Source organism: Dermatophilus congolensis (assembly GCF_900187045.1).
Lineage (GTDB): Bacteria > Actinomycetota > Actinomycetes > Actinomycetales > Dermatophilaceae > Dermatophilus > Dermatophilus congolensis.
Genome location: NZ_LT906453.1, coordinates 1,784,276 through 1,797,786 on the forward strand (window position 1 = coordinate 1,784,276; position 13,511 = coordinate 1,797,786).

Here is a 13,511-nt window from a genome sequence, read left to right on the forward strand (position 1 = left end):
TTGCAGGAGCTGCGTTAGTGATTCGTGGAGGTGATGGTGTCGAGAATCATCGATGCCATCACCTTCACTCCTTCTGGGGAAGGGTGTACCCCGTCGGGAACGAGGCTGGTGCGGGTGGCATCGTTGGCGGCACGGATTTTGTCGGCCCAGGGGACGAGGTGGAGGTTGGGATGCCGGGTGGCAGCTTCGGTGAGCATGCTGTGGAGTCGAGTTGAGGCGTTTTCGTCTGCGGTGGGGTTGGCTGCGCGGCGGACGAGGGGAGTGACCCAGTAGATGTGGCGCTCTGGGCCTGCGGTGCGCATGATGCGTTCGATTTGTACAGGAAAAAGCGCTGGTTCGAAGATGTCGTTTTCGCCCGAGACAATGACCAGGGTGCGAGGTTGTGCGTTGGCGGCGTCGATGGCAACGAGGGCGTCCGCGGCTGCGTGGGTGGGTCGGCCGTTCCAGTGATCGAAGGTCATGGGATGTTGGTGTTCTTCGAGGGTGCTGGCTAGGGCAGGGTGTAGGCGGGCGGCTACGGAGTCCCCGAGCAGGAGTACGCCGCGGGGGTTGTCGGCCACTTTTTTCATGGTGGGGATGGGGTCGTTTTTGTGTCCGTAGTGTTGCCAGGGGCCGATGGGGCCTGAGCCGCTGAGAGGTTCCGCAGTGGGGGTGGGCTGGGTGTGGGGGGCGGTGGCGCGGCCGATGATGCAGCCGCTGGTCAGCCCGATGCAGAGGGTGGTGATGATTATGGCGACCGCGAGGTGTTTTCGGGTGCGCTGGGGTGGTGCGGCAGGGGAGGGGCCGGTGGGCCTTGGGTGCGCGGTGCCGGTGCCGGGGTCGGCGGTCTCGACGGCGGTGGAGGGGTTCATGTTGGTTACCGGATCGGCTGGGCGGTAACGCTTTTGAGGATTTTGGGGGAGGTTGGTGGGCGCCTTCGTGTGGGTGTGAAGGCGCCGGTGGGTGTTTAGGGCTGGGGGATGAAGATGCCTGCGAGGAAGTTCGTGAGTTCGTCGGTGGCGCTCAGGGGCAGGACGGCGGCGACGTACATGTCTGGGCGAACGACGATGACGGCGCCGTTGCGGCTGATGCCACGTCGTTCGTAGATGTCGTCTTTGTCCCATGCGGCGTAGATCTTGTTCAAGTCAATGAGGCCGTAGGGACCCACATGTGGGCGGAAGATCTCGGGGCAGTCGGTGACGGCGAATTCTGAGTGGTCTTGTTGGTAGATAGCTTTGATGTCTAGGAGTGCGTCGATGTCTTTGTGGCTGGGGTGAAGCGGGCGACGGGGGAGTGTGGGCTGGCCATGTAGGTGGCCCAGTCGCTCATGTGGGAGGGGGTGCCTGGGTGGGGGGGGGTGTCGGCGAAGGCGTAGATGCGCCAGCGTCCGTCGGCGCGGTGTTGGTGGCCTAGGTGGAGGGGGTTGGTGTCGCAGACGCGGATGACGTGGGCGGAGGTGAAGCGTTTTCCGATGGGGTATCCGGTGGCCAGGTGTTGGTGTTGGTTGGTGATGGTGGATGGTTGGTATTGGGTCATGAACCCGGCGGGGAATTCGGCAGTGCTGGTGTAGAAGCGGGCGAGTTCTCCTTGGTCTTCCCATTCGTGGGCGGGTTTGGCCATGAGGGAGGACCATTTTTTGTCGAAGTCGATGAGGTTTTGGGCGATGACGTGGCGTTCGTTGGAGTAGGTGTGTAGGAGTGATTCGGGGGATAGGCCGGTGAGGACTTGTCCGAGTTTCCAGCCGAGGTTGAAGGTGTCTTGCATGGAGACGTTCATGCCTTGGCCTGCTTTGGCGCTGTGGGTGTGGCAGGCGTCGCCGGCGATGAAGATGCGGGGGGTGTGGGTGCTGTTGTGTGGGGTGTCGTCGAATTTGTCGGTGAGGCGGTGTCCGACTTCGTAGACGCTCCACCAGGCGACGTTTTTTACTTCGAGTGTGTAGGGGGAGAGGATCTGGTTGGCTTTGTCGATGATTGTTTCGATGGGGGTGTTGCGGATGCGGCCTGCGTCGTCGGGGGCGGTGGTTCCTAGGTCGACGTAGGAGCGGAAGAGGTGTCCGCCTTCGCGGGGGATGTGCAGGATGCTGCCGGCGGAGGACTGGATTGCGCATTTGGTGCGGATGTCGGGGAAGTCGGTGACGGCCAGGACGTCCACGACTCCCCAGGCGTGTAGGGCTGAGTCGCCGGTGAGTTTGCGGCCGATGGCGGCGCGTACTTTGCTGCGGGCTCCGTCGCAGCCGATGAGGTATTTGGTGCGTACGGTGGTGGTGGTGTCTTTGTGGGGGCCGCTGGTGTGGCGGAGTGTGACGTGGATGGGGTGGTCTGGGTCGTTGGGTGTTTTTTCGAGGGAGACGAATTCGTAGCCGTAGTCGGGGTGTAGGCGTGCGGGGGAGTTGGCTGCGTATTCGGCTAGGTAGTCCAGTACGCGGGCTTGGTTGACGATGAGGTGGGGGAATTCGCTGATGCCGTGGGGGTCGTCGTCGGCGCGGGAGGTGCGGATGATGTGCGCTGGGTTGTGTGGGTCGGGGGCCCAGAAGTTCATTTCGGTGATGCGGTAGGCCTCTTCGGTGATGCGGTGGGCGAATCCGAAGGCTTGGAATGTTTCGACGCTGCGGGCTTGGATGCCGTCGGCTTGGCCGATTTCGAGGCGTCCGGGGCGGCGGTCAATGATGCGGGTCATGACTTCGGGGTAGGCCGATAGGGATGCGGCGAGCATCATGCCGGCGGGGCCGGTGCCGACGATGAGGACGTCCATGGTTTTGGGTAGGTCGGTGGGGCGGTTGATGCCGGTGGCGGCGGCGGGTTGGGTGTGGGGGTCGCCGGAGACATAGCCGTGGTGGTGGAACTGCATGGGGGTGCTCCTACAGCGCGGTGTGATGGTGGTTGAGGGCAGGGGGAGCTGAGCCGTGGTGTTTACGGTTGGAGGTAGCCGGGCAGGGCGCGGATGTGTTTGCGGGGCGCCGGTGGCGTGGGGGAGTGGGGGAGCCTGGTGGTGGCAGGGCCTGGGGTGGTTGTGGCGCGGCGGCGGGTTTTGGTGGGGCCTGCGCAGGAGAGTGGGGGTTGGGTGGCGCTGCTCATGGGACTCCTTTGTCGTGTCCGGTGCTCGGCTCGGTGGCGTCGTTGCCTTCCGGTGGGGGCCGGGTGCGAGTCGAGGTATTGCCGGTACGATTCGAAATCGTATACGATCGGCGATGCCACGCAAGGTTTTACAGGTTTGCAAGGGAGCACACCATGGAAGGCGCACACGCAGACGAGCGATTCGCGCACCTGCCCACCCGACCAGGCAAAATCATCGCAGTGCACCTGAGCTACACCTCCCGCGCGCAACAACGCGCAAGACGCCCCAAAGCACCTTCCTACTTCCTCAAACCCTCAAGCTCAGTCGCCCCATCCGGGGCACACATCGAACGCCCACACGGAACCGAACTCCTCGCCTTCGAAGGCGAAATCGCTCTCATCATCGGCACTGGCGGAGCACACTTCACCCGCGAAAAATCCTGGTCACACGTCGGATGGGTCACCGCAGGAAACGACTTCGGCCTCTACGACCTGCGCAGCAACGACAAAGGCTCAAACCTGCGCAACAAAGGCCGAGACGGCTACACCCCCTAGGCCCCCACTGCATCCCAGCCAACACCCTGGACCCAGAACACATCCGCATCCGCACCTGGGTCAACGGCACCCTCGCCCAAGAAGACACCAGCGCAGGAATGTTCTTCAGCCTCACTCAAATACTCGCCGACCTATCCCAGCACCTCACCTTCGAACCAGGAGACGTCATCCTCACCGGCACCCCCGCAGGATCCAGCGTCGTCAACCCCGGAGACACCATCGAGGTCGAAGTCGACGCACCCACCGCCCCCGGCGCCCCTACCTCCGGCCGCCTCACCACCACCGTCATCAACGGCACCGGCCCCGCCTTCGACCCCACCCTCGGATCCCTACCCACAATCACCGACCAACAACGCGAAGAAGCATGGGGCTCCCGCCACGCCGCCGGACTACCACCCCACGAACTCAGTGACGAACTACGCACAAAACTAGAAAAAACACCCGTCGCCGCACTGAGTCAACAGCTACGCAAACGCGGCCTCAACAACACCACCATCGACGGCGTCCACCCCCTGCACCCCGACAAAAAATCGTCGGAACCGCCAAAACCCTGCGCTTCGTCCCCGGACGCGAAGACCTCTTCACCGCACACGGTGGAGGCTACAACGCCCAAAAACGATGCTTCGACAGCGTCACCGAAGGTGAAGTCATCATCATCGAAGCCCGCGGTGAAACAGGCTCAGGAACCCTCGGAGACATCCTTGCAATCCGTGCACACGCCAACAAATGCGCCGGCATCATCACCGACGGCGGAGTCCGCGACCACGACGCAGTCAAAGCCGTCGGCATCCCCGTCTACACCGCCGGCCCCCACCCAGCCGTCCTCGGCCGCAAACACGTCCCCTGGGAAACCGACGTCGCCGTAGCCTGCGGCGGAACCACAATCCTGCCCGGAGACATCATCGTCGCCGACGCCGACGGAGTCATCGTCATCCCCCACACCTGGCCAACGACATCGCCGACGCAGCCCTGGAGCAAGAAAACATCGACACCTGGATCGCCAACAAAGTTGCCCAAGGCCACCGCATCGAAGGCCTATTCCCCATGAACTCCCACTGGCGCGCCCAATACGAAACCGAAACCTCCACCCACCCCTAACACGCCCCACCCACACCCCAGCCCCCGCCCAACGATGTGGAGAAACACACCATGACCACCGAACCCCAGCACTACATCGACGGTCAAGCATGTGACTCCCTCAACGGCAACACCTTCGAAGTACTCAACCCCGTCACCAACACCCCCTACCTCCACGCCGCCGCAGGCACCAAAGCCGACATAGACCGCGCCGTCGCCGCAGCGAAAAAAGCATTCGACCAAGGCCCCTGGCCCGGCATGATCGCCCGAGAACGAGCACGCATCCTCATGCGCATCGCCGACATCGTCGAATCCCGCGACACCCAACTAGCCCAAATGGAGTCCTTCGACTCAGGCCTGCCCATCACCCAAGCCCTCGGCCAAGCCCGCCGCGCCGCAGAAAACTTCCGCTTCTTCGCCGACCTGATCGTCGCCCAAACCGACGACACCTTTAAAGTTCCAGGCCGCCAAATCAACTACGTCAACCGCAAACCCATCGGCGTAGCAGGCCTCATCACCCCCTGGAACACCCCCTTCATGCTCGAATCCTGGAAACTAGCGCCCGCACTAGCCACCGGAAACACTGTTGTCCTCAAACCCGCAGAATTCACACCTCTATCGGCCTCACTATGGGCGGGCATCTTCGAAGAAGCTGGCCTACCACAGGGCGTCTTCAACCTCGTCAACGGCCTGGGCGAAGAAGCCGGAGACGCCCTCGTCAAACACCCCGATGTGCCCCTCATCTCCTTCACCGGCGAATCAAAAACCGGCCAAACCATCTTCGCCAACGCCGCCCCCCACCTCAAAGGCCTATCTATGGAGCTCGGCGGCAAATCCCCAGCCGTGATCTTCAACGACGCCGACCTGTCCGCTGCAATCGACGCCACCATCTTTGGTGTCTTCTCCCTCAACGGAGAACGATGCACCGCCGGATCACGCATCCTCGTCCACCGAGACATCTACGACGAATTCGTCGACAAATACGCCCCAAGCCCAACGCGTCAAAGTCGGCTACCCCCACGAAAAAAGCACCGAAGTAGGCGCCATCGTGCACCCCGAGCACTACGCCAAAGTCATGAACTACATCGAGATCGGCAAAACCGAAGGGCGCCTCGTCGCCGGAGGGAGCCGCCCCGAAGGATTCGACACCGGCAACTTCGTCGCCCCCACCGTGTTCGCAGACGTCAAACCCCACGCACGCATCTTCCAAGAAGAAATCTTCGGTCCCGTCGTTGCCATCACACCATTCGACACCGACGAAGAAGCACTCACACTCGCCAACAACACCGCATACGGACTAGCAGCCTACGTTTGGACCAACAACCTCACCCGCGCCCACAACTTCGCACAATCCATCAACGCCGGAATGGTCTGGCTCAACAGCAACAACGTCCGCGACCTACGAACCCCCTTCGGCGGAGTCAAAGCATCCGGGCTTGGCCACGAAGGTGGCTACCGCTCTATCGACTTTTACACCGACCAGCAATCCGTACACATCACCCTCGGCGCAGTACACAATCCCACCTTCGGCAAACACAGCTGAGCACACTCAGCCCCCAGCCACACGAGAGGAGTGCGACATGGGTGTCATCAATGACGCTGCACCCGATCCCGTCGTCACCGACACAACCCCCATCCGGGTACCCAACCCCATCCCCACCCCTGCTGCACCACGCCCAGAAATCCTGCGATGCGCCTACGCCGAACTCATCGTCAGTGACCTGCAAGCCGCACGCGCGTTCTACGTCGACGCACTCGGACTCGTCATCACCTACGAAGACGACGAAGCAATCTACCTACGCGCTTACGAAGAATTCATTCACCACAACCTCGTCCTACGCCCAGGGCCCACCCCCCGCCCTGCGCGCTTTCGCGTTCCGCGTCAAAACCCCCGAAGACGTCGACAAAGCCGAAGCGTTTTTCACCGAACTAGGCTGCCGAGTCGAACGACGCAAAAACGGATTCGTCCGCGGTATCGCAGATGCAGTACGCGTCAGTGACCCACTGGGCATGCCCTACGAATTTTTCTTCGAAACCGAGCACGTCGAACGCCTCACCTGGGCCTACGACCGCCACGGCGTCTGCCCCATGGTGCGCCTAGACCACTTCAACCAAGTCACCCCCGAGATTCCCCGCGCCGTGGCCTACATGGAGGACCTCGGCTTCAAAGTCAGCGAAAACATCCAAGACGAACACGGCACCGTCTACGCCGCATGGATGCGCGCCAAACCATCCGTGCACGACGCCGCCCTCACCGGTGGCCCCGGACCCCAAATGCACCACATGGCTTTCGCCACCTATGAGCGCGGCAACATCGCTGGACTATGCGACCGCCTCGGCGCACTACGCCTATCTGACTGCATCGAACGCGGACCAGGACGCCACGGAATCTCTAACGCCTACTACCTCTACCTACGCGACCCCGATGGCCACCGCATCGAGATCTACACCACGGGCTACTACACCGGCGACCCAGACAACCCAGTCGTTACCTGGGATGTTCACGACAATCAACGCCGAGACTGGTGGGGCAGTCCAGTAGTGACCTCCTGGTACAACGAATGCTCACCTGTCCTGGACCTCGATGGCAACGTTGTCCCCTTGACGCAACGATCCGACGCCAGCGAAGAAACAGTCACAGTAGGCGCCGACGGGTTCTCCTACACCCGCAAAGACGACAGCGACATCCCCGACTACAAAAAAGGGCAAACCGCCGCGACGGAAACCAGGAGCTGAGCCCCCGTGCTTGATACTGCCACCTTGATCCGCATCGCAGACGACCTCGCCGCCGCCGAACGAGATCGCACCACCATCGCGCGTCTGACTGCCACCTACCCTGACATGACCGTCGAGGACTCGTACGCGGTGCAGAACATGTGGCGCCGCCGCGGAATCGAATCAGGACGACGCCCCGTCGGCCGCAAAATCGGTTTGACCAGCAAAGTCATGCAGGCAGCCACAGGAATCACAGAACCGGACTATGGCGCGATCTTCGCAGACATGGTTTACGACAACGGCTCAACAATCGAGCACAACAAGTTCTCGAATGTGCGTATCGAGGTCGAACTAGCATTCATTCTTGCCGCGCCGCTACAGGGGCCAGAGGTAACCATTTTCGACGTCATGAGGGCCACCGAATACGTCACCCCGGCGCTAGAGATCCTCTCCAGCCGGATAGAGATGCAAGGACGCACCATCGTTGACACCATCAGCGACAACGCTGCTATGGGTGGCATGGTTCTGGGCGGTAACCCTACCAACGCGCACGATGTAGACCTGCGATGGGTATCGGCATTGCTGTACCGCAACGAAACAATCGAGGAGTCCGGGGTGGCTGCTGCTGTGCTTAACCACCCCGCTGCAGGTGTGGCATGGCTAGCCAACAAGCTTGCACAACACGGAGATTCTCTGAACGCCGGGGAGGTCATCCTGGCAGGCAGTTTTACCCGCCCAATGTGGGTGGAGCCCGGTGACACTGTTTTCGCTGACTACGGACCGATGGGAACCATCTCGTGTCGATTCGCCTAAAACCCACGCTCCGGGACTGCCTAGCGCAAGCCGAACGGCCCCTGGCAGGGGTGTGGGCGTGCGCGGGTAGCCCTGTGGTCACCGAGATCATTGCTGGGGCCGGTATGGATTGGGTGCTCATCGATATGGAGCATTCACCGAACGGGTTGGCTTCAGTGTTGACGCAGCTGCAAGTGGTGTCGGGGTATCCGGTAACCCCGATGGTGCGGGTCCCTTCTGATGACCCGGTCGTGATTAAACAAGTACTGGATGTTGGTGCAGAGTCACTGCTGGTGCCGATGGTCTCCACACCTGAACAGGCAGAGGCAGTAGTGCGTGCCTGCCAGTACCCACCACAGGGGATCCGCGGAGTGGGGTCGAGGCTGGCACGATCGGCTCGGTGGGGTCGAGTCGGAGGGTATTTGGGTCAGGCCAACGCGCATGTTGCTGTTTTTGTGCAGGTAGAGACAGTTGAGGGAGTGCGTAACGCCGAGCAGATCGCCCGTGTTGAAGGGGTCGATGGTGTTTTTGTTGGCCCGAGTGATCTGGCTGCTTCGATGGGACTGATCGGCCAGCTTGATGCCCCAGAGCTGGAAGCTGCCGTGCAAGATACGTTCCGCGCCGTCACTGCCGCCGGTAAACCGGTAGGAGTGAATGCTTTCGATCCACAGATCGCTCGTCGCTATGCGGCTGCCGGGGCCAGTTTTGTGCTTGTGGCCGCGGATGTGACGATTTTGGCCCGCGGATCAGAAAAGCTTGCGCGGGCATGGGTTCCTGAAACGGACGCGTGAGGCCGAGCCCTGAGGTTCTATGAGGGGCGATCGGAAGTGGCCCACCGTTTCGCCTGTGTTATTGATGGCGCTCTAGGAATGAGTTCAGGGTGCGCAGGGTGTGGTGGCGCAGCATGAGCTCGACGTCTAAGGCGGCGGTTTCTTCTCGCAATGCGCGAATAATTTCGTCGTGTTCTTCAATTGAAGAAGCAACCCGTCCAGGCACGAAAGCGAAAGTGCTGCGGCGGATCTGTGAAAGATTATCGACTTCTCTTTCGATGAGGTTCAGTATTCTCGCATTAGGGCAGTGTGAGCAGAGAAGTCGGTGGAATTGGGTGTTGAGTTCAGTGAATCTTGCCGCGTCTCCAGATTCATGTACGCGACGCATTTCATTATTGAGTTCTTGAGCTGCGTCGAGTGTTTCGGAAGTAATTGTCTCAACACTCAGAGCGGTGGCTGCAGCTTGCAGGACGGCGAGTGTTTGCATTGCTTCGGTGTAGCTTTGCTGATCAACGCCGGTGACCTCGAACCCGACATTGCGTATATGGGTGACGAGGCCTTGGGCTTCGAGCTTACGCACGGCCTCTCGGACGGGCACAGGGGATACGTTGAAATCGGTGGCAAGCCGGGAAAGGACGAGGCGATATCCAGGGCTATATTTTCCAGAAGAAATGCCGTCGCGAATTACTCGATATACCCGCTCTGATTTGGATTCTGTTTTCGTCTCCGCAGCAATGTCACGGGGCACAGAAAATCCTGCGAAATGCGAGGAAGCGGGCAAAGAAGTCACCTATCAACCATACCGGCGTTTCTGTGCTCAATCGAACCGTGCTGTGTTCAGTTGAGTGGAGTGCGTGAAGGTGCCTTCTCCTCCTCGGATGTTCTGGAGAAGAGAAGGCACCTTCAGGGGTGGTGATGCTGCTGCGGCGGCGGTAGGCCATCTGGCCCCGCGGCAGTTATCAGGGGTTAGTGGATGAAGTCAGTTGCCAACCGTGTGCAGCTCGCCTGCGGTCCCAGAATCGGCGGTAGGTTCCTGATGCTGCGTGCAGCTGCGCATGTGTCCCAATCTCCTCGATGCGCCCTTCCTGGTTGAGTACGACGATTTGATCAGCGTCCTCAATGGTTTCCAGCTTGTGGGCAATCACGATCAACGTAGAGGAAGCCCGTAGCCGCGCAACTGCTGCCATGACGTTGCCTTCGTTCTCGGCATCGAGGGCAGAGGTTGCTTCATCGAAGAGAACGATGGGGGCGTTTTTGAGCAGGGCTCGTGCGATGGAGACGCGTTGGCGTTCACCGCCAGATAGGCGGCGCCCACCTTCACCAACGGGGGCATCCCAGCCGAGCCGGTCAGCGATTGATGTGACTCCAGCCAGGTCGCTGACTTCACGGATCTCAGCGTCGGTGGCTTCGGGGCGGGCCACTCGAATGTTTTCCGTCAAGGTGTCGTCAAACAGGTATACGTCTTGGAACACCATTGACATCCGTGCCATGAGGTCTTCGGTGCGCATGTGGCGGATGTCGACACCATCGACGCGGATTTCGCCAGCATTGACGTCCCAGAAGCGCGCGATGAGTCGTGCGATCGTTGTTTTACCTGAGCCTGAAGGGCCCACGATGGCTGTCATCGTGTGCGGCGCAACAGTGAAAGAAACATCACGTATGACAGGGCGTTCGGGGTCGTATCCGAATCGCACGTTCTGTAGTGCCACTTCGTGGCCGTCTGTGTGGTTAACGGGCTGGGCTGATTGGGTGGGTTCGCTCAGTAGGGGAGCGTTGACGATTTGCCCAAGGTGCTGGAGAGGTTTGCGTAACACTCCAAGGTTGAGCATCAGTTGGCCGAGTTGTTCGAGGTTGCGTGCGTAGCGCAGCAGTACCCCGATGAACACCACCGTGGTGATGGGGTCCAAGTGGGCGTGGGTGATGACGATGATCGTCACAACCACAACGGATTGGAGCACCATGCCGTTGAACAGGATTGGTAGGAGACTGAGCCATAGCTCTTTACGTTGCGCGCGTTCATTTTCTGCGGCGGCTTGCCGTAGGGGTTCGTAGTTGATGCTGCGCCCAGCTGCGCGAAGCATGGGCTGGCAGGAGGCGAACTCGACGAGCCGGTGGGCTACCTCGTTCTCGCTGGCGGCGGATGCGCGGCGAAGACGGTTCAGCAGCGACTGGGACCACATCAATGTGATGGCGATGAAAGGTGCCAGGGCTGCCAGTGTCCAGCCCACGCGTGGCTGCCAAACGATGGCGCCGCCGATGATCGTCAGCAGGCCGGTGGCGTTACGGACGATCTGCCCGGTGTATTGGGCACTGTTTTCAGCAACGAGGACGGTGTCACGGGCGATGAAGCGCGATAGGACGGCTGTACGGGCGGGGGTGAACCAGCCCATGGGTAGGCGCGCAAGGGTGCGGCCTAGCCGGTCGTTGGAGTTGTTGAGGTAGTCGATGACTGCGGCGTACCCGAAGCGGGCCGAGGCGTATTGCCAAATCGCGCCGATGAGTGCCAGTGCTCCGATGGCAGTGATCCATGGTATGGCCGGGTTCCCTTGGGCCAGGGCTGAAGCTAGCGGCATCAGCAGGGACACGGCTAGGCCATCGAGGGCACCGCCGACGGCATTCATGAACAGGAAGATGTGTTGTCGTCGTTGTCCTTCGGTGCCCAGGTAGGGGCGCAGTGCGTTGATCAGTAGCGGATCGCGCCAGGCGGAGAGAGCGCGGGTAGCGGATTGCTCAGACATGGACAGCTCCCAACAGCGAGGAGAGTTCGGCGTGTGTGGGGTTGGATTGCACTGCCACGATCTGACCGTCACGAAGCGCCACTACTTGATCGACGCCGATAACTGAGGTGGCCGTGTGAGCGATCACAATCACGGTGCGCCCGATAGCCAGGTGGCTCAGGGCTGCCTGGACTTCGGCCTCGACTTCTGGGTCAGTGGCGGTTGTTGCTTCGTCGAGGATCACGATTGGGCGGTCGGCCAGGAGTGCCTGTGCGATGGCTAGGCGTTGGCGCTGCCCACCGGAGAGGTTGGCTCGGGAGTCCAGGCCATTTGGCAGGGCTGCGATTTCATCCCAGATGTGGGCTCCGATGGCGGCTTGGCGTACTTGCTCGTCGGTTGCTTCTGGTTTGGCTAGGCGGATGATTTCGCGCACTGGAAGGTCAGGAAGGTGCGGGGTTTGTAAAACGAATGCCACGTGTTCGTAGAGGTTGTCGATGTCGCGGATATCGACTCCACCGATGCGCACGACGCCGCTGGTGGGGTCGTTGAATCGGGCGATCATGGTGGCGAGGGTGGATTTTCCTGAGCCGGAGGGGCCTACCAGCGCGGTGGTTGAACCGGCCGGGATAGTTACTGACACGTTGCGCAGTGCCGTGATGCCTTCGTTGTAGGAGAAGGTGACGTTTTCGAATTCCACGGACGTGTCCGCGGGAGTGTTTTTCTGTTCGGTGGGGTTGTGGCTGGTCAGTGTTGGGGTGTCGATGAGGTGGCGGATGCGCACGGCGGCGCTTCCGGCCAGCTGGTAGGACCACATTGAGCCGCCGAGGACGAGTACTGCCCCGGGGACGACTAGTGAGATCAGTGTGGTGGTGAGCAGGTCGACGACTCCGACATGTCCGGCGTGGACAAGCAGAGCGCCGACAGCGGTGTTGACGAACAGCAGAACTGAGGTGCTCACGACTGCCTCGGACAGGGCACTGATACGTAGCAGTGGTTTGATCCAGTCGAGGAAGAAGTCAACGAAGCGCGTTGATGCTTGCGTGAATCGTGAGTGTGCTTCGTTGGTGCGCCCGAATGCTCGAACGACTTCGATGCCGTCACAGAATTCGACGACTGTGGCTGAGGCGTGGTCGAGAAGCTGGTTCATGTGGGCGGTTTTCTCGCCCATGTCGCGCATGCTGAACATCTGCAGCAGTACGTATAGCGGCAGCGTGGCGATGGATAGCAGGCCTAGGCGCCAGTTGACGACGAAGGCGTAGGCGACCAGGCAGATGGGGGAGATAATCGCGAAGGTGGTGTCGACTGGTGCGTGAGCGATGAGCTGGTGCAGGGTTTTGGTGTCGTCTTGCACGGCCTTGCGGACGCGGCTTGAGTTGGTTGCGGTGAACCACGACAGGGGCGCTTGGGCCATGTGGGTGATGAGTTCTCGGCGGATGTGACCGGCGAGTTTGAGGTCGGCGAAGTGGCAGACCGTCAGTGCAAGGAAGTGCACGAACAATTGACTAAGAAATGTGGCGACAAGGATATGTGTGATATTTCGCACATGTTCTGGGTCGGGGGTGCTGCTGAGTAGTAAACGTCCCAGTTCGACGAGGGCTACGTAGGGGGCGATGGAGAGTAGCCCAGAAAGCCCGCCCAGTATTCGCGCGGTTAGCAGAAGGCCACGAACAGGGGTGAGCAGGGTTCCCAGGGCCGCTTGACCTGCTTGGTTGTCGTGTGAGTCGGTATCCAATTTTTCCTCCTCGGCGGTATCCCGCAGCTCGCGAGGCGGGAGCTCCCTGTGGGTAGGTAAACCTACCCTAAGAAAGCGATTGAGGGGTTCTATTTCTGTATAGTGAATGATAATGGTTCTT

At 60.7% G+C, this 13,511-nt stretch carries 7 protein-coding genes and 4 pseudogenes; 5 read left to right on the top strand and 6 right to left on the bottom strand.

Translation table 11 applies throughout. The features are described from left to right. Window positions 1-14: 14 nt before the first annotated feature. The 3 genes and pseudogenes from CKV89_RS07620 to CKV89_RS11875 all read right to left on the bottom strand — a co-directional run bounded on the left by CKV89_RS07620 (window position 15) and on the right by CKV89_RS11875 (window position 3,053). Window positions 15-851: an SGNH/GDSL hydrolase family protein gene (locus tag CKV89_RS07620; RefSeq protein ID WP_028327761.1), complete on the bottom strand. Its 837-nt coding sequence runs from the start codon at window positions 849-851 to the stop codon at window positions 15-17. 95 nt (window positions 852-946) lie between these two features. Next, window positions 947-2,826: pseudogene (locus CKV89_RS07625) on the bottom strand (FAD-binding monooxygenase). Window positions 2,827-2,888: 62 nt separating this feature from the next. Then, the gene (locus CKV89_RS11875) at window positions 2,889-3,053 is read right to left on the bottom strand and encodes a hypothetical protein (protein ID WP_154657701.1); all 165 of its coding nucleotides are present in this window, start codon (window positions 3,051-3,053) and stop codon (window positions 2,889-2,891) included. Between the two features lie 153 nt (window positions 3,054-3,206). Here CKV89_RS11875 and CKV89_RS07630 point away from each other — a divergent pair. From CKV89_RS07630 to CKV89_RS07650, 5 genes and pseudogenes are all read left to right on the top strand, one after another. After that, window positions 3,207-4,685: pseudogene (locus CKV89_RS07630) on the top strand (fumarylacetoacetate hydrolase family protein). Window positions 4,686-4,736: 51 nt separating this feature from the next. Continuing rightward, window positions 4,737-6,207, top strand: a pseudogene (gene hpaE, locus CKV89_RS07635) (5-carboxymethyl-2-hydroxymuconate semialdehyde dehydrogenase). A gap of 37 nt (window positions 6,208-6,244) precedes the next feature. After that, window positions 6,245-7,400, top strand: a pseudogene (gene hpaD / locus CKV89_RS07640) (3,4-dihydroxyphenylacetate 2,3-dioxygenase). Between the two features lie 6 nt (window positions 7,401-7,406). Beyond that, on the top strand, window positions 7,407-8,192 hold the full coding sequence (gene hpaH, locus CKV89_RS07645) for a 2-oxo-hept-4-ene-1,7-dioate hydratase (protein ID WP_028327767.1): 786 nt from the start codon (window positions 7,407-7,409) through the stop codon (window positions 8,190-8,192). Further along, a complete protein-coding gene (locus CKV89_RS07650; RefSeq protein WP_028327768.1) occupies window positions 8,177-8,962 on the top strand; it encodes an HpcH/HpaI aldolase family protein in 786 nt (261 codons plus the stop codon). Before hpaH ends, CKV89_RS07650 begins: the two co-directional genes overlap by 16 nt. 58 nt (window positions 8,963-9,020) lie before the next feature. Here CKV89_RS07650 and CKV89_RS07655 read toward each other — a convergent pair whose 3' ends face one another. From CKV89_RS07655 to CKV89_RS07665, 3 genes are all read right to left on the bottom strand, one after another. After that, the gene (locus CKV89_RS07655; protein ID WP_051277699.1) at window positions 9,021-9,689 is read right to left on the bottom strand and encodes a GntR family transcriptional regulator; all 669 of its coding nucleotides are present in this window, start codon (window positions 9,687-9,689) and stop codon (window positions 9,021-9,023) included. A 211-nt stretch (window positions 9,690-9,900) separates the two neighbouring features. Further along, entirely contained in the window at window positions 9,901-11,679 is a 1,779-nt protein-coding gene (locus CKV89_RS07660; protein ID WP_028327770.1) for an ABC transporter ATP-binding protein, read from the bottom strand. Next, window positions 11,672-13,390 carry an ABC transporter ATP-binding protein gene (locus CKV89_RS07665; protein WP_197697040.1) on the bottom strand — a complete coding sequence of 573 codons (1,719 nt, stop codon included), beginning with the start codon at window positions 13,388-13,390 and terminating at the stop codon, window positions 11,672-11,674. Before CKV89_RS07665 ends, CKV89_RS07660 begins: the two co-directional genes overlap by 8 nt. Window positions 13,391-13,511 lie beyond the last annotated feature (121 nt).

What these genes read in the sequence shown, in the direction of transcription:
- CKV89_RS07620 (WP_028327761.1), bottom strand. Translation starts at nt 851, where the DNA reads ATGAACCCCTCCACCGCCGTCGAGACCGCCGACCCCGGCACCGGCACC.
- CKV89_RS07660 (WP_028327770.1), bottom strand. Translation starts at nt 11,679, where the DNA reads ATGTCTGAGCAATCCGCTACCCGCGCTCTCTCCGCCTGGCGCGATCCG.
- CKV89_RS11875 (WP_154657701.1), bottom strand. Translation starts at nt 3,053, where the DNA reads ATGAGCAGCGCCACCCAACCCCCACTCTCCTGCGCAGGCCCCACCAAA.